The sequence below is a fragment of the Simiaoa sunii genome, from assembly GCF_014337175.1.
Taxonomy (GTDB): domain Bacteria; phylum Bacillota; class Clostridia; order Lachnospirales; family Lachnospiraceae; genus Acetatifactor; species Acetatifactor intestinalis.
The window spans coordinates 1,208,515-1,224,884 of the sequence record NZ_CP060633.1; the positions used below are offsets into that span (position 1 = coordinate 1,208,515).

Genomic DNA, 16,370 nt, shown 5'->3' on the forward strand with positions numbered 1-16,370 from the left:
TCCAACCAAAATGGAATGTAAAGTTTGTGTAATATCTAATATTATACCGTGCTTCTTGCTTGCGAACAAGGAAAAAGTGAGATAGAATGTAACTATTCTGAATAGTTACATTTGGAATCAGCGGATTCCGAATGCTTGAGAATTGCGATAGCTGCATTGCAGCGGAGCAATTCGCAGATATCAGTTAAGTTAAGGAGAACAGCATGGATTTATCACAGTTAAGACAACAGATCGACACCATTGACAGACAGATCGTAAATCTCTATGAGGAGCGCATGGATGTCAGCAGACAGGTGGCGGAATATAAAATAGAGACGGGGAAAAAAGTATTCGACAAGCAGCGTGAGCAGGAGAAGATCGCCGGTGTCAAGGCACTGACCCACAACGATTTCAACAGCCACGGCGTGGAAGAACTGTTTGAACAGATCATGTCCATGAGCCGGAAGCTTCAGTACCAGCTGTTAGCCGCCCACGGAAGTGAGGGAAGGCTTCCTTTTATCGGCGTGGAAGAACTGGAAACCGACTGCGCCAGAGTGGTCTACCAGGGAGCGGAGGGATCTTATTCCCAGGCTGCCATGCGCAGATTTTTCGGGGAAAATGTCAATGCCTTCCATGTGGAAACTTTCCGGGATGCCATGAGTGCTATTGATGAAGGCAGCGCGGATTTCGCGGTACTTCCCATTGAGAATTCCACCGCCGGAATCGTGAATGAGATCTATGATCTGCTGGTAGAATTCGAGAATTATATCGTAGGAGAGCAGGTCATTCCCATTGAGCATTGTCTGCTGGCACTGCCCGGGACGAAGATGGAAGAGATCAAAAGAGTCTATTCCCATCCCCAGTCCCTGATGCAGAGTGCCAGATATCTGGCGGAGCATGACTGGCAGCAGATCAGTATGCAGAACAACGCTTTCGCAGCGTTAAAAGTAGCGAAGGAAAAGGATAAAACCCAGGCAGCCATCGCCAGTGAATACGCGGGAGAGACCTACGGACTGGAAATTCTGAAAAAAGGGATCAATGATTCCGACAGCAATTCCACCCGTTTCATCATTGTGACGAACCAGAAGATCTTCCGTAAAAATGCCAACAAGATCAGTCTGTGCCTGGAGATTCCCCACGAGAGCGGATCCCTGTATCACATTCTGTCCCATTTTATTTACAACAATCTGAACATGACCAAGATCGAGAGCCGCCCCATTCCCGACCGGAACTGGGAGTATCGTTTCTTCATCGATTTTGAGGGGAACCTTGCGGACAGCGCAGTGAAAAACGCACTGCGGGGACTTCGGGAAGAAGCCCGCAGCATGAAGATCCTGGGCAATTACTAAGTATTACGAATACAAGCATCCGACGACCATTCGATAATCGTTACATGGCTCTGAACAGTTAAAACATAAGACAAGAAGGTTAGACATATGAGAGAAAAAGAACTGATCGTATATCGTGATTTTGAGGATGGGGAACTGCTGTATGACATGGCATTTCTCATGTCCCATTACGATGATGAATATTACAATACAGAGGACATGGCGGCACTGTTTTACGAGTGTATCCATGACCTGATCGACCTGGCGGGTAATTACGGATTTCATGGGAATCTGTGGCACTGTTACCTGGCAAATCTTTTGGTGAACAACGAAAACAGCTACAGTTGCGGCTGTGAGATCCGCGGAGAGATTGCCGGCTCCATCAACGATGCGGCGCTGCATGATATCTGCATTTTCAAGGAATTCTATGATTTTGATTTTGCTCCCATGATGGAGATACTTAAGGTACCGGAATTTTCCTTAATAGAAAATTATGCCAGCAGCATGCAGGAGAGCAAGGTTTATAATAAACGGATCTGCGCCAGAATCTGTGAGCTGGCGGAGAAGTTCTGCGCAGACGGAACCGCAGAAGATATGAAATCCACACTGACCCAGTTCTATAAAGAATACGGTGTCGGTAAATTTGGCCTGCACAAGTCTTTCCGTATCACCCATGATGAGGAAGGAGTACATATCGTTCCGATTTTAAATATTGCCCACGTGAAGCTGGATGATCTGGTAGGCTACGAGCTTCCCAAGAAAAAGCTGGTGGACAACACAGAGGCATTTGTGAATGGAAAAAAGGCCAACAACTGTCTGCTGTTTGGCGATGCGGGCACCGGTAAATCCTCAAGCATCAAAGCGATTGCCAATGAATATTATGACAGGGGACTGCGGATCATCGAAGTCTACAAGCATCAGTTCCAGGATTTGAATGCGGTCATCAGTCAGATCAAGAACCGCAATTATAAATTCATTATTTACATGGATGACCTAAGCTTTGAGGAATTTGAGATCGAGTACAAATACCTCAAGGCAGTCATCGAGGGCGGACTGGAGAAAAAGCCGGAGAATGTTCTGATCTATGCGACATCCAACCGCCGTCATCTCATCCGCGAAAATTACAGTGACAAGGAAGAGACCCGCGAGGATATGCACACCAGTGATACCGTACAGGAGAAGCTGTCGCTGGTATATCGTTTCGGCGTGACTATTTACTTCGGCGCTCCCAATAAAAAGGAATTCCAGAATATCGTAAAGACACTGGCGGAGCGTTATCATGTGGAGATGCCGGAAGAGGAACTTTTACTGGAGGCTAATAAATGGGAACTGTCTCACGGCGGATTGTCCGGAAGAAGTGCCCAGCAGTTCATTGATTACCTGTTAGGAAAGTGAGGAACCCTATGAGTGTAAAAACTTTCGCTGCCATCGATGTGGGCAGTTTCGAACTCACCATGAAAATATTTGATTTTTCGGGGAAAAATACCATGCGGGAGATCGACTGTATCCGTCAGAGAATCGATCTGGGATCGGATACCTATGCCAATGGGAAGATCAGCAATGAAAAAATGGATGATCTGTGCCATACCCTGAAAGAATTCGCACAGATCATGGAATCTTATAAAGTGATCGCTTATAAGGCATACGGCACCAGTGCCATCCGTGAGACGGAGAATACCCTGATCCTGCAGGATCAGATCGAGCAGCGTACCGGCATCCGGGTAGAGATCTTAAGCAACTCCGAGCAGAGATTCCTGGATTACAAGTCGATTGCCTCTAAAGGGGAGACGTTCCGCAGGATCATCGAGGAGAAGACGGCGATTTTGGACATTGGAGGCGGAAGTATTCAGATCTCCCTGTTTGACAAGGATACTCTGGTATCGACCCAGAACTTACGCCTTGGTGTATTACGTTTACAGGAGCTGTTGAATCATCTGAATGCGGGCAGTACCCAGATGGAGCAGCTGGTGGACGAACTGGCTACAGCACAGCTGGATGATTATAAAAAGCTGTATCTTAAGGATCGTGAGATCAAAAATATCATTATCGTGGATGATTATCTGTCACCCTGGGCAGTGCGGAAGGCACATGAGCGGGGAGACGGAAATGCCATGGTGGACAGTAAGGCGTTTTACCAGCTGATGGAGGCACTTCGGACCAGAGGAACCACGGAGCTTGCAAAGCGGATGGATATTGCGGAGGAAAAAGTCCCTCTTGTGTATATCAGTACGGTCCTGACCAAACGCATTGCCGAGCTGATGGGAGCGGCGCTGATCTGGGCACCGGGTGTCACATTGTGCGATGGTATCGCTTATGAATATGCGGAGCAGAATAAATTACTCCGGGGAGAGCATGATTTTGCGGAGGATATTATCGCCTGCGCAATGAATATCAGCAAACGCTACAATGGTAGTACCAGAAGAGCGGATACCCTGGAACATATCACCACCACGATTTTTGACAGTATGAAAAAAGTCCACGGCATGGGTCAGAGAGAGCGTTTGTATCTGCGCCTGGCTGCGATCTTGCATGACTGTGGAAAATATATCAGCATGATCAATATCGGAGAAGCGTCCTATGATATTATCATGGCGACGGAGATGATCGGACTTTCCCATATGGAGCGTGAGATCGTAGCTAATGTGGTGCGTTTTAATCACAGTAATTTCGTGTATTATGGGCAGGCACAGGATCGTCCCCAGGGACTGGATAAGGAGAGCTATTTAACGGTAGCGAAACTGACAGCTATATTGCGACTGGCAAACAGTCTGGACCGCAGCCACAAACAGAAAATGAAGGGTGTGAAGGCCGTACTGCAGGATAACGAACTGATCCTGAAAATAGATAGCCAGGAAGATATTACTTTGGAAAGAGGATTCTTCCAGACGAATACAGAATTTTTCAAAGAAGTATACAGCATCACACCGGTGATCCGGCAGAAGAAGAAATTTTAAGGGAGGCAGCAGGACGATATGGAAATCAATTTCAGTGATCCCAAGTATTATACCAACCGGGAACTCAGCTGGGTGCTTTTTGACCACAGAGTGTTGAATGAAGCCAGGGATAAAAACATCCCTCTGTTTGAACGGTTGAAATTTTTAAGCATTACAGCATCTAACCTGGATGAATTTTTCATGATCCGGGTGGCATCCTTAAAGGATATGGAAAATGCGGGCTATACCAAAAAGGATATTGCCGGCATGACGCCCACAGAGCAGTTAAAGGCGCTGCATGTAGCGATCCATGAACTGGTGGATCTGCAATATTCCACCTATAACCGTTCCCTACTCCCTCTTTTGGAGAAAAACGGTCTGCATATCATCAGAGAGCATGAACAGCTGACAGCGGAGGAAGCTGTGTATGTGGATCAGTATTTTCAGGAAAATGTGTATCCCGTACTGACCCCCATGGCAGTGGATTCTTCCAGACCGTTTCCTCTGATCCGCAACAAGTCTCTGAACATCGGAGCCATGGTGCGGAAGAAAAACAGCGACGAGGAACTGGAATTCGCCACCGTACAGGTACCCAGCGTCTTAAGCCGTGTAGTGCGGATCCCGTCCAAGGGCAAGACCTGCAAGATCATTCTGTTAGAAGAGATCATCGAACGGAACATGGATAAACTGTTCCTGAATTATGATATTGTATGTGCCCATCCGTTCCGGATCATGCGTAATGCGGACTTAAGCATTGACGAGGATGAGGCAGCAGATCTGTTAAAAGAGATCGAGAAGCAGTTAAAGAAGCGTCAGTGGGGCGAAGCCATCCGCCTGGAAGTGGAAAGCGGTATGGATAAACGGCTGCTGAAGATCATTAAAAAGGAACTCAACATTGAGACACAGAATATTTATGAGATCGACGGCCCCTTAGATCTGACGGTACTGATGAAAATCTACGGATTGGATGGTTTTGACCATTTAAAGACGCCGAGGTATGAACCTCAGCAGTCGCCGGCACTTCCCGCAGGCTGTAATATTTTCGAGGAGATCCGCAAGGGTGATATTCTGTTACATCATCCGTTCCAGAGCTTTACGCCGGTGGTGGATTTCATCCGTCAGGCGGCGAGAGACCCGGAAGTACTGGCCATCAAGCAGACGTTGTATCGTGTCAGCGGCAATTCTCCGATCATAGCGGCACTGGCACAGGCAGCGGAGAACGGTAAGCAGGTTACGGTTCTGGTGGAACTGAAAGCCCGTTTCGATGAAGAGAACAATATTGTCTGGGCGAGAATGCTGGAAAAGGCAGGCTGCCACGTTATTTACGGACTGGTGGGATTAAAGACCCATTCCAAGATCACACTTGTAGTTCGCAGAGAAGAAGACGGCATCCGCAGATACGTGCATCTGGGTACCGGTAACTATAATGATGCTACGGCAAAGCTGTATACGGATGTGGGAATGTTGACCTGTGCGGAACGCATCGGAGAGGATGCCACGGCAGTGTTCAACATGCTGTCCGGTTATTCCGAGCCGTTGTTCTGGAACAAACTGGCATTGGCACCGTTATGGCTGAAGGATAAGTTCCTGCATCTGATCGAGCGGGAGAAAAATTATGCGATGGAGGGCAAGAATGCCCATATCATTGCGAAAATGAACTCTCTCTGCGACAAGGATATTATCCGTGCTCTGTATGAGGCAAGTGCGGCAGGCGTGAAGATTGAACTGATCGTTCGAGGTATTTGCTGCCTGAAGGTGGGTATCCCGGGTGTCAGCGAGAATATCAGTGTCCGCTCCATCGTCGGTAATTTCCTGGAGCACAGCCGCATTTTCTATTTTGCAAATGATGATCATTATGAGATCTACTGTGGAAGTGCCGACTGGATGCCCCGTAATCTGGAGCGTCGTGTGGAGATCCTCTTCCCGGTAGATCGCCCGGAGCTGAAGGAGGAATTGCTACATATCCTGAACAGTCAGCTGAAGGATAATGTGAAGGCTTCGATTTTACAGCCGGATGGCAGCTATGAGAAGCAGGACAAGAGAGGAAAGCAGCTGTTCAACTCTCAGGATGCTTTCTGCCTGGAGGCCATTCAAAAAGCAAAGGAGGCTGCGGGAGAGTCTGCCATCGAAAGCAGAACGTTTATCCCGGAGACACATCATGAATAAGAAGATCATACTGGCATCTGCCTCCCCCAGGAGGCGGGAGCTTCTGACACAGATCGGACTGGATTTCGATGTAGTGGTCAGCGAGACCGAGGAAAAGATCACATCCACAGAGCCTGCGAAAGTGGTGGAAGAACTGTCCGCGCAGAAGGCGGAAGCGGTGTGGGAGAAGCTTGCGGTAAGTGGTGTCTGTCAGGCTCCGGATAACAGTGCCGACCGAATGCATGAAGGCTATGGTATCTGCGATCCGGAACAGACAAGTGGAGAAGCTACTATAACAGATATCATTGTGCTGGGAGCCGATACCGTGGTCGCCTGCGACGGTAAGATCCTGGGTAAGCCTGCGGATACGGAAGCTGCGGCAGCCATGCTTACTATGCTGCAGGGCAGAGGACATGAGGTATACACAGGCGTGACGATCCTCTATGTGGAAAACGGTGAGAGGAAGACGCTGACTTTTCATGAGAAGACCACAGTGCATTTTTATCCTATGACCGATGCACAGATGCGGGAATATGTGGCTACCGGGGATCCGATGGACAAGGCGGGGGCCTATGGCATTCAGGGATTCTGCGCCAGATATATCCGCGGTATCGAAGGCGATTACAATAATGTGGTAGGGCTTCCCGTGGGAAGAGTCTATCAGGAACTGCATGGATTGAGATTAGTGTAGGAGAACAGAATGAAGAAAGCAGTAATTTTTGACCTGGATGGAACCTTATCCGATTCTATCATGAGCATGAAATACAGCGGGGACAAGACCATGGCGGAGTTTGGCTATGGACCCTTCTCTGTACAGGATTATAAATATTTTGTGGGAGACGGTGCCGCCAATCTGGTAAAGCGGGCACTGATCAAGGGTGGCGATACGAAACTTACCCATTTTGAGGCAGCCTATGCCAGATACAGGGAGATCTTCCAGGCGAACTGTATGTATCAGGTGAAGCCCTATGAAGGAATCCCCAAGCTGCTGGAAGAGTTGAAGAAACGTGGTATGAAGATCGCGGTACTTTCCAACAAGCCCCACCATGCCACCTTGGATGTCATCGAGAGCCTGTTTGGCAAGGACTATTTTGATGTGGTGCAGGGACAGGTGGACGGCGTGCCCATCAAACCCGATCCCGCCGGAGTCTTCCGGATCTTAGACCGGTTCGGTCTCACCGCAGACGAAGTACTCTACATGGGAGATACCGCCACAGACATGAAGACCGGCAAGGCGGCAGGCGCCTTCACCGTAGGTGTCCTCTGGGGCTTCCGTGACCGTGCGGAATTGGAAGAAGGCCACGCGGACGCTATTATCGCGCAGCCGCTGGATCTGCTGAAGTATTGCGAATAATTGAGAGTTACGAAAGCATAGCCACGCATAGGCAAAATAAGAACCGTGATTGGGAGCTTGCTCACAAATCACGGTTTTTACTTTTGCCGTGATGCGGCGAACGCCTGCCGCAGGCCTTCTGGAATATATAATTCCCTTGTTATACCTTCCGGTTTTCACAATTTGGGTATCAACAACAAAACAAGCTTCTCATACCCACAAACTTTTTTTCTCAGTGTGGGTATCAGCAATAAAACAAGCTTCTCATACCCACAAACTTTTCTCAGCGTGGGTATCAGCAATAAAACAAGCTTCTCATACCCACAAACTTTTCTCAGCGTGGGTATCAGCAGCAAAACAAGCTTCCCATACCCTCAAACTTTTCATAGTGTGGGTATCAGCAACCAAACAAGCTTCTCATACCCTCAAACTTTCCACAGCGTGGGTATCAGCAACCAAACAAGCTTCTCATACCCTCAAGCTTTTCATAGCGTGGGTATCAGCAGCAAAACAAGCTTCCCATACCCTCAAACTTTCCACAGCGTGGGTATCAGCAACCAAACAAGCTTCTCATACCCATAAACTATTCACACTGAGGCGGAAGAAGGGTACAGACTAGCTTGATCCTATCTCTTGTGCCCACACTGAGGCGGAAGAAGGGTACAGACTAGCTTGATCCTATCTCCTGTGCCCACGTTGAGGCAGAAGAAGGGCACAGAGAAGCTTGATCCTATCTCCTGTGCCCACGTTGAGGCGGAAGAAGGGTACAGACTAGCTTGATCCTATCTCTTGTGCCCACGCTGAGGCGGAAGAAGGGCACAGACTAGCTTGATCCTATCTCTTGTGCCCACACTGAGGCGGAAGAAGGGTACAGACTAGCTTGATCCTATCTCCTGTGCCCACACTGAGGCAAAAGAATGGGTACAGGCGGAACTTGTCCGGTCTACGGCAATCCTACGTTACGAGCCATGCCCCCAATTCATAAATGTGTCGCAAAGGGCGCTCCACATTTATTGGCAGTTCTCCGCAATGAGCCACGCTATTCATAAGATTGTCAGCAAAAGGCGCTGCCAATCTTATTTCATATCGCGGCGTTCGCCGCATCACGGCATAAGTAAAGACAGCGATTTGTGCGCAACCGCCCATCGCTGTCTTTAACTATGCCTATGCGCGGCTCAATGCTCGCGTAAACTCTCAATTTACATCCACATCAAATTACTAATTGACGTAACTACATATCCATATTATGATGAGAATAAATAAGACATTTTCGTAAGAATTTGGAGGTAATAGTATGCGTGAATATGATGATGCGGTACTGGAATGCTTCCTGGACAAACAGCTCCAGCTTTTTCCGGAAGCCGTGGCAGAGACTCTGGATGAAGCAGAAGATTTTCTGGAAGAGTGCATGGCAGTCGTGGTAGATTCCGTGGATGATGTCATCGAGTATTTCGATGAAGCCGGCATGGACGTGGACGGCGCTGTGGATGATGAGATTCTGGAAGCCGATGAAGTCTTCGATATCGGAGACGGCAGATACCTGATCGTAGAAGCGTAAACAATGACAGACGAAAGATCCCCGGGAACAGATAACGGTTCCCGGGGGTCTTTTTGTTATGATGCAACTTTGATGTAATGTTGTGCTATTCTGTAAAAAAACGGAAGGGACAACAATCCTATGAAAAAAAGATATCTGTGCATGGCGGCAATTATTTTTCTGATGAATACATTGACCGGATGCGCTTTGAAAAATGAAAATATGGAAGCCATATACAAAGAATTTCTTGATAATGGAGACGTGGGAAGCCTGCAATGGTCATGGGTATTGGAACCGGGACAATACGAAGATATTCGTTTTGTGAATGACAACATGGTTGCTGTACAGAATGGGAGCGACAAATGGGGAGTGTGGGATCTGGAGAAGGAGATATTGGTCACATCCTGCAAGTACAACAATATTCCTAACGATGCTGCCAGATATTATTCGGAAGGGCATGCCGCAGTTCAAAAAGACGGAAAATGGGGTTTTGTTGACGAAGCAGGGCAATGTGTGATCCCATGCCAATACGATGAAGTGGGGGATTTCAGCGAGGGACTCGCCGCGGTGAAGGATGCGGATCACAACGGAAAAGGAGAGCAGTGGGCATACATTGATACAAAAGGAGAAATCCAGATTGATTTTTACCCCTATGAAGCGACGGAAGGCAGAAGAGTACTGGCAGGGGAATTCCATGACGGCATGGCTTTTGTATCCAAGGGATTGTACTGTATTATGGATACGAAGGGAGAGATGATCTTCTCCGGGGACTCACGCTTTTTTATTAGTGTGACAGAATATAATAAGGAATACGACGCAATCCCCGGGTATGTATATATCGACGACCGGATGACAGTCAGAAAATACGGATTGATGGGACTTCACGGGGAAGAGCGGCTGGAACCGGTATTTGATTATGTTTACGGAATGAGAGGTCCCTATGTGATCGTGGAACAGAACATAGGCGGGGAACCCGGAATAGGTGTTATAAAATTACAGAAATAACGGAATGAACCGGAGCTCTTTGACATATATATGTTGGAGGGCTTCTATTTTTCTCTTCCCCATTCGCCGGGAATGCGTTATAATGAACTGATGGACTTTTACAGAAAGTACAGAAAGGTATGGTAGGAAAATGTTAGAAGGAAAAAAATGTCTGGTCATCGGCTCCGGCGTCAGCGGGATCGGTGCAGTGGTCTTATTGGAGAAAAACCATGCAGACGTGGTTCTGTATGACAGCAGTGATAAATTGACAGGGGAAGATCTGAAGGCAAAGCTCCCGGAGGGAAGCCGGGCGGCCTGCATCGCCGGAGAACTTCCTGAAAATGTGGAGCTGAGTATTCAGGCAGCAGTATTAAGCCCCGGAGTACCTACGGATATTCCGCTGGTGAACCGTATGAGAGACAGAGGCGTTCAGATTCTGGGAGAGATTGAACTGGGATTCCTTGCGGAGCAGGGCAGAGTGATCGCCATTACCGGCACCAATGGTAAGACGACGACCACAACACTCACCGGTGAGATCATGAAGGCATACTTCGGTAAGGATAAGACTTTCGTGGTGGGTAACATCGGTAATCCCTATACCCTGGAAGCAGATAAGACTTCGAAGGACAGTGTTACTGTGGGAGAGATCAGTTCTTTCCAGTTAGAGACCATACATACATTCCATCCGGTGGTATCGGCGATCCTGAATATCACACCGGATCACCTGAACAGACATCATACCATGGAAGCCTATGTGGCAGCTAAGGAAGCAGTGGCTTCCCAGCAGACGAAGGCAGATATCTGCGTACTGAATTATGACAATGATTACACCAGAGACTTCGCAGGAAGATGCCCTGCCACTCCGGTATTGTTTTCCTCCCATCAGGAACTGGAAAACGGTTATTTTCTGCGTGGTGACAAGATCATCAAGAGCGTAAACGGTGAAGAACACGAGCTGATGGATATTCATAAAGATATGAATCTGGTAGGCCTGTGCAATGTGGAAAATGTTATGGCAGCCATTGCCATCGCAGAGGGTATGCAGGTACCCATGGAGACGATCCTTACGGTGATCCGCGGTTTCCACGCAGTGGAGCACAGAATTGAGTTCGTAGCCACCAAGGGCGGTGTGGATTATTACAACGATTCCAAGGGAACCAATCCCGATGCCGCTATTCAGGGCATCAAAGCCATGAGCAGGCCTACGGTTCTCATCGGCGGAGGTTATGACAAGCAGAGCGAATATGACGAGTGGATCGACAGCTTTGACGGCAAGGTAAAATGCCTCGTCCTCATCGGACAGACCAGAGAGAAGATTGCCGAGTGTGCCAGAAAGCATGGCTTCGATAAGATCCGTTTCGCGGATACTTATGAGGAATGCCTGAAGCTGTGTACGGAACTGGCAGAACCGGGAGATGCGGTTCTTCTGTCTCCGGCCTGTGCAAGCTGGGGCATGTTCCCGAACTATGAGGTCAGAGGACAGCTTTTCAAGGAATATGTCCGTGGACTGGCAGATTAAAAAGTAATAAAAAGCAATAATGTTATAGAAAATAGAAATAAGGAGTAAAAGCAGGCATGGCAGAAGCTCGCAGAAGGCGTAAAAAGAAACAACAATCGGAATACTTTTTTGACTACAGCCTGCTTTTTATTGTGCTGTTTTTACTGGGATTTGGTCTGATCATGATCTATTCCGCCAGTTCCTATGAGGCTTATGATACCTATGGAGATGCAGCCTTTTATATGAAGAAACAGCTGGTTGCCAATATCATCGGTCTGGTGGGAATGATCATCATTGCTAATATCCCGTATCATTTCTGGGAACGGTTCGCTATGCTGGGATATGTGGTGTCGATGATCCTGATCTTCCTGGTGAAGACTCCACTCGGCATCAGCTCCCACGGTGCTACAAGATGGATCGGTATTCCCCATACGGGCTTCAATCTGCAGCCGGCTGAGGTAGCTAAATTGTGTATGATCCTGTTCCTGGCAAGTCTGGTGTGCAAGATGGGAAAAAGCGTGCGTACCATGAAAGGCTTTTTCATTATGATGGGCGCACCACTGCCAATCGCAGCATGTGTATATCTCATTACGGATAACTTAAGTTCTGCCATCATTATTATGGGTATTGCCGTCCTGATGGTATTTGTGGCAAGTCCCGATTACAAAAAATTCGTTATCATGGGATTAAGCGTGGTGGCAACAGCGGCATTGCTGGTATTTGTGGTAGTACAGATGGGAGATAAGATCGGTGGCAAGTTCCGTCTGGCGAGAATCCAGGCGTGGCTGAATCCAGAGAGTCAGGCGCAGGACAAAGGATTCCAGACATTACAGGCACTGTATGCCATTGGAAGCGGTGGCATCTGGGGCAAGGGACTGGGACAGAGCATGCAGAAGTTAAGCTTCCTGCCTGAGGCACAGAACGATATGATCTTCTCCATTATCTGTGAGGAACTGGGATTGTTTGGAGCGGTTGCCATTATTCTGATGTTCATTATGCTGTTGTGGCGGATGATGGTCATTGCCAACAATGCACCGGACCTGTTCGGCGCCATGCTGGTAGTGGGGGTTATGGGACACATCGCGATCCAGGCGATCCTGAACATTGCGGTTGTGACCAACTCCATTCCGAATACCGGAATCTCCCTGCCGTTTATCAGTTACGGTGGTTCTTCGGCGCTGTTCCTTTTGGCGGAGATCGGGCTGGTCTTAAGTGTGGCCCGGAGGATCCAGTTAAAAGAACTATAGAAGACATGGTACGAAACCGCATCCCGGGGCATAAGATAAGAATATCTTATGTAATGGGGATGGTGCTGTATGAAGGGAATCCGCATACAGGGCGGCATGCCGCTACAGGGAAAGGTACGCATACAAGGGTCTAAAAATGCGGCACTCCCGATTTTGGCAGCAACGCTTCTTACCAATGAAGTATCCTATATTCAGAATTGCCCGAGGATCGAGGATGTGCATCGGTTCGTACATCTGTTACGGGAACTGGGATGTATGGTACACTGGCAGGAGAATGGGATCCGGGTACAGCCGGGAGGCAGAGATGACCTGCCCTGTGAGAGAGCAGAGGCAAGAAGAATGCGCGGAGAAGCCATTACCGGTATGCGCTCATCGCTGTGTCTGCTGGGAGCATTGCTCGGCAAATGCGGTTATGTGACCATGGAACATCCGGGAGGATGTGTCATCGGCGACAGACCCATTGATCTGCATATTCATGCACTGGAACAGATGGGTGTTGAATTCCTCGAAGAGGACGGACTTTTGTCCGCACGGGCAAAAAATCTGCACGGTGCCCAGATTACACTGAAGTTCCCAAGCGTTGGCGCCACGGAGAATATTTTGCTGGCAGCGGTAAAAGCCACCGGAGATACTGTGATCACCGGTGCAGCCAGAGAGCCGGAAGTGATTGCGCTTTGTGAATTTCTGACGGCATGTGGGGCTTCGATCGAAGGGATGGGAAGTCCGGAACTTATCATCCATGGCGGCGGAGATCTTCACGGAACCCGGTATACAGTTCCGACGGACCGGATCGTGGCAGGAACGTATCTGTTTGGCTGTATCGGCTGCGGCGGGAGTGTACTGTTAAATCAGGCACCCTGGAGCCAGATGGAAGCAGTGACTGTGGCTGCGGAGAGAATGGGGGCACAATGTACCGTCTCCGAAGAGGGATTGTTCGTACAGGCACCGGTGAGACCCAAGAGTATCGGGCATCTGCAGACCGGACCGTACCCGGAATTCCCCACAGATCTGCAGTCGGCGGCGATGGCGGTACTGACCATGGCAGAGGGAATCAGTTATATTGAAGAGAATATTTTCGAGAACCGTTTTCGAATTGCAGAACCCTTAAACCTTATGGGTGCACAGATTGTCTTAAAAGACGGACGGCACGCGGTGATCACCGGAGTGGAACACCTTCATGGAGAGCAGCTGGACGCCTGTGAACTTCGCGGTGGGGCAGCACTGGTTTTAGCAGGACTTGCGGCGGAGGGTGAGAGCTTCGTGACGGGACAACATTTTATAGAACGCGGATATGAAAATATCTGCAGAGATTTCAGAGAATTAGGAGCACGTATTACCAGTGTATAGAGACCGAAGTACCGTTATCAGAAAAATAGTGATCATAAGCGCTTTGCTACTAATACTGGGCGGAGGCATTTTCGCATTGCACTCCGTATATACAGTCCGTACTGTATATGTGGAGGGCAATGTGCATTATACAGAGGATGAGATCAAAAAGATCGTGATGTCGGGACCGCTGGGGAATAATTCCCTGTATCTGTCGCTGAAGTACCGTGACAGAGGAATTCAGGATGTTCCCTTTGTGGATGTCATGAACGTATCGATTCTGGCTCCGGATACCATTAAAATCACAGTGTATGAAAAGGCACTGGCAGGATACGTGAAATATCTGGATACTTATATGTATTTTGACAAGGATGGTTACGTGGTGGAGAGCTCCGGGATCCGGACCCAGGGAGTACCGCAGATCACAGGACTGGCTTTTAATCATATCGTCCTGGGAGAACAGCTTCCGGTGGAGAATCCGGAAGTTTTTGCCGGGATCATGGACATGACAAAGCTTCTGAATAAATATCAGCTGACTGCGGACAAGATTTATTTCCATTCTTCCGGAGAGATCACCATCTACTTCGGACAGATCAAAGTAGCCATGGGCAGTGATAACAGCCATTTAGAGGACAAGCTGCAGCTGTTGCCGGGATTTTTGGAGCAACTGGAAGGGAAAAGCGGAACACTGCAGATGGAAAATTATGAGGAAGGAAAAGGGAAATTTACGTTCAAGCCGGATGCGTGAAACATTTGTGAAACATTTTGAAAAAATAGGTTGCTAAATTTGTAAAATGATTATATGATAGTCTATGTGAAGTTGAAAAAGGTTAAAAGGAGGAACTAACCTTGCTGGAGATTAAGACGAATGACGCGGATACAGCTGCCAAGATCATCGTAGTCGGTGTAGGCGGCGCGGGAAATAACGCTGTAAATAGAATGGTGGATGAGAAAATTACCGGAGTGGATTTTATCGGGGTGAATACCGATAAGCAGGCATTGCAGCTCTGCAAAGCTCCGAAGTTATTACAGATCGGTGAGAAGCTGACCAAGGGACTTGGTGCGGGAGCCAAGCCTGAGATCGGTGAGAAGGCAGCTGAGGAGAGTACGGAGGAGATTTCCGCAGCTCTGAAGGGTGCAGATATGGTATTCGTAACCTGTGGTATGGGTGGCGGTACCGGAACCGGAGCAGCTCCGGTGGTGGCCAAGCTGGCAAAGGAAATGGGCATCTTAACCGTCGGTGTTGTGACGAAGCCTTTCCGTTTTGAGGCAAAGGCACGTATGGTAAATGCTTTAAACGGTATCGAGCGTATCAAAGAGAACGTGGATACCCTGATTGTGATACCCAATGATAAGCTGCTGGAGATCGTGGACAGACGTACCACAATGCCGGAAGCTTTGAAGAAGGCAGATGAAGTTCTGCAGCAGGCAGTACAGGGAATCACGGATCTGATCAATGTTCCCGCTGTCATTAATTTGGACTTCGCTGATGTACAGACCGTTATGAAGGACAAGGGTATTGCTCACATCGGTATCGGTGAGGGCAAGGGCGATGATAAGGCAATGGAAGCTGTGAAGATGGCAGTAGAGAGTCCTCTTCTGGAGACTACCATTTCCGGTGCAACCCATGTCATTATCAATATCTCCGGAGATATCACTCTGGCAGATGCATCCGATGCAGCAAGCTATGTACAGGAACTGGCAGGAGATGATGTCAATATCATCTTCGGCGCTATGTACGATGAGTCCAAGTCCGATAGCTGTACGATCACCGTGATCGCTACCGGTCTGGAAGATAAGGCCAACAGTGTGGTACAGAATCGTCTGGGCGGCGGAGTTGCTTTCAGACAGCCTGCTTCCCATATGACTCCCAGTTCTCTGAAGGGAATGAATATACAGTCTACCGCTCCTACGACATCCCAGGGACAGGGAGGACAGGCTCCGAGACCCATACAGCCGGTGCCCGGTATTCATAAGCCTACAGATATCAGAAGCTCTGTAGAAGAGAAATCTCTGAAGATTCCTGATTTCCTGCAGAAAAAGTAATACTTATCATTTTT

13 protein-coding genes are annotated in these 16,370 nt (G+C 48.4%); all 13 read left to right on the plus strand.

Annotation, left to right across the window (positions count from 1 at the left end):
* Positions 1 to 203 precede the first annotated feature (203 nt).
* The 13 genes from pheA (at position 204) to ftsZ (ending at position 16,356) form a co-directional block, all read left to right on the plus strand.
* Positions 204 to 1,328: a prephenate dehydratase gene (gene pheA / locus H9Q77_RS05685; protein ID WP_249326791.1), complete on the plus strand. Its 1,125-nt coding sequence runs from the start codon at positions 204 to 206 to the stop codon at positions 1,326 to 1,328.
* A gap of 87 nt (positions 1,329 to 1,415) precedes the next feature.
* Positions 1,416 to 2,702: an ATP-binding protein gene (locus tag H9Q77_RS05690; protein ID WP_118546427.1), complete on the plus strand. Its 1,287-nt coding sequence runs from the start codon at positions 1,416 to 1,418 to the stop codon at positions 2,700 to 2,702.
* Positions 2,703 to 2,710: 8 nt separating this feature from the next.
* Positions 2,711 to 4,261 (plus strand): Ppx/GppA phosphatase family protein, encoded by a 1,551-nt coding sequence (locus H9Q77_RS05695; RefSeq protein ID WP_118550551.1) that lies wholly within the window; start codon positions 2,711 to 2,713, stop codon positions 4,259 to 4,261.
* A gap of 18 nt (positions 4,262 to 4,279) precedes the next feature.
* Positions 4,280 to 6,406, plus strand: coding sequence for an RNA degradosome polyphosphate kinase (locus H9Q77_RS05700; RefSeq protein WP_249326792.1), 2,127 nt, complete (start codon positions 4,280 to 4,282; stop codon positions 6,404 to 6,406).
* Positions 6,399 to 7,076, plus strand: coding sequence for a Maf family protein (locus tag H9Q77_RS05705; RefSeq protein ID WP_249326793.1), 678 nt, complete (start codon positions 6,399 to 6,401; stop codon positions 7,074 to 7,076). The genes H9Q77_RS05700 and H9Q77_RS05705 overlap by 8 nt, the downstream gene beginning before the upstream one ends.
* Positions 7,077 to 7,085: 9 nt before the next feature.
* Entirely contained in the window at positions 7,086 to 7,739 is a 654-nt protein-coding gene (locus H9Q77_RS05710) for an HAD family hydrolase (RefSeq protein ID WP_118550554.1), read from the plus strand.
* A gap of 1,273 nt (positions 7,740 to 9,012) precedes the next feature.
* Positions 9,013 to 9,276, plus strand: coding sequence for a hypothetical protein (locus H9Q77_RS05715; RefSeq protein WP_022154582.1), 264 nt, complete (start codon positions 9,013 to 9,015; stop codon positions 9,274 to 9,276).
* Between the two features lie 120 nt (positions 9,277 to 9,396).
* Positions 9,397 to 10,260, plus strand: coding sequence for a WG repeat-containing protein (locus tag H9Q77_RS05720; protein WP_249326794.1), 864 nt, complete (start codon positions 9,397 to 9,399; stop codon positions 10,258 to 10,260).
* A 130-nt stretch (positions 10,261 to 10,390) separates the two neighbouring features.
* Positions 10,391 to 11,758 (plus strand): UDP-N-acetylmuramoyl-L-alanine--D-glutamate ligase, encoded by a 1,368-nt coding sequence (gene murD, locus H9Q77_RS05725; RefSeq protein ID WP_249326795.1) that lies wholly within the window; start codon positions 10,391 to 10,393, stop codon positions 11,756 to 11,758.
* Between the two features lie 56 nt (positions 11,759 to 11,814).
* Positions 11,815 to 12,984 (plus strand): FtsW/RodA/SpoVE family cell cycle protein, encoded by a 1,170-nt coding sequence (locus tag H9Q77_RS05730; RefSeq protein WP_118550557.1) that lies wholly within the window; start codon positions 11,815 to 11,817, stop codon positions 12,982 to 12,984.
* A gap of 69 nt (positions 12,985 to 13,053) precedes the next feature.
* Positions 13,054 to 14,331, plus strand: coding sequence for a UDP-N-acetylglucosamine 1-carboxyvinyltransferase (murA, locus tag H9Q77_RS05735; protein WP_118693794.1), 1,278 nt, complete (start codon positions 13,054 to 13,056; stop codon positions 14,329 to 14,331).
* A 121-nt stretch (positions 14,332 to 14,452) separates the two neighbouring features.
* Positions 14,453 to 15,058 (plus strand): cell division protein FtsQ/DivIB, encoded by a 606-nt coding sequence (locus H9Q77_RS05740; protein WP_249326797.1) that lies wholly within the window; start codon positions 14,453 to 14,455, stop codon positions 15,056 to 15,058.
* Positions 15,059 to 15,159: 101 nt separating this feature from the next.
* Positions 15,160 to 16,356, plus strand: coding sequence for a cell division protein FtsZ (gene ftsZ, locus H9Q77_RS05745; protein WP_118546491.1), 1,197 nt, complete (start codon positions 15,160 to 15,162; stop codon positions 16,354 to 16,356).
* Positions 16,357 to 16,370 lie beyond the last annotated feature (14 nt).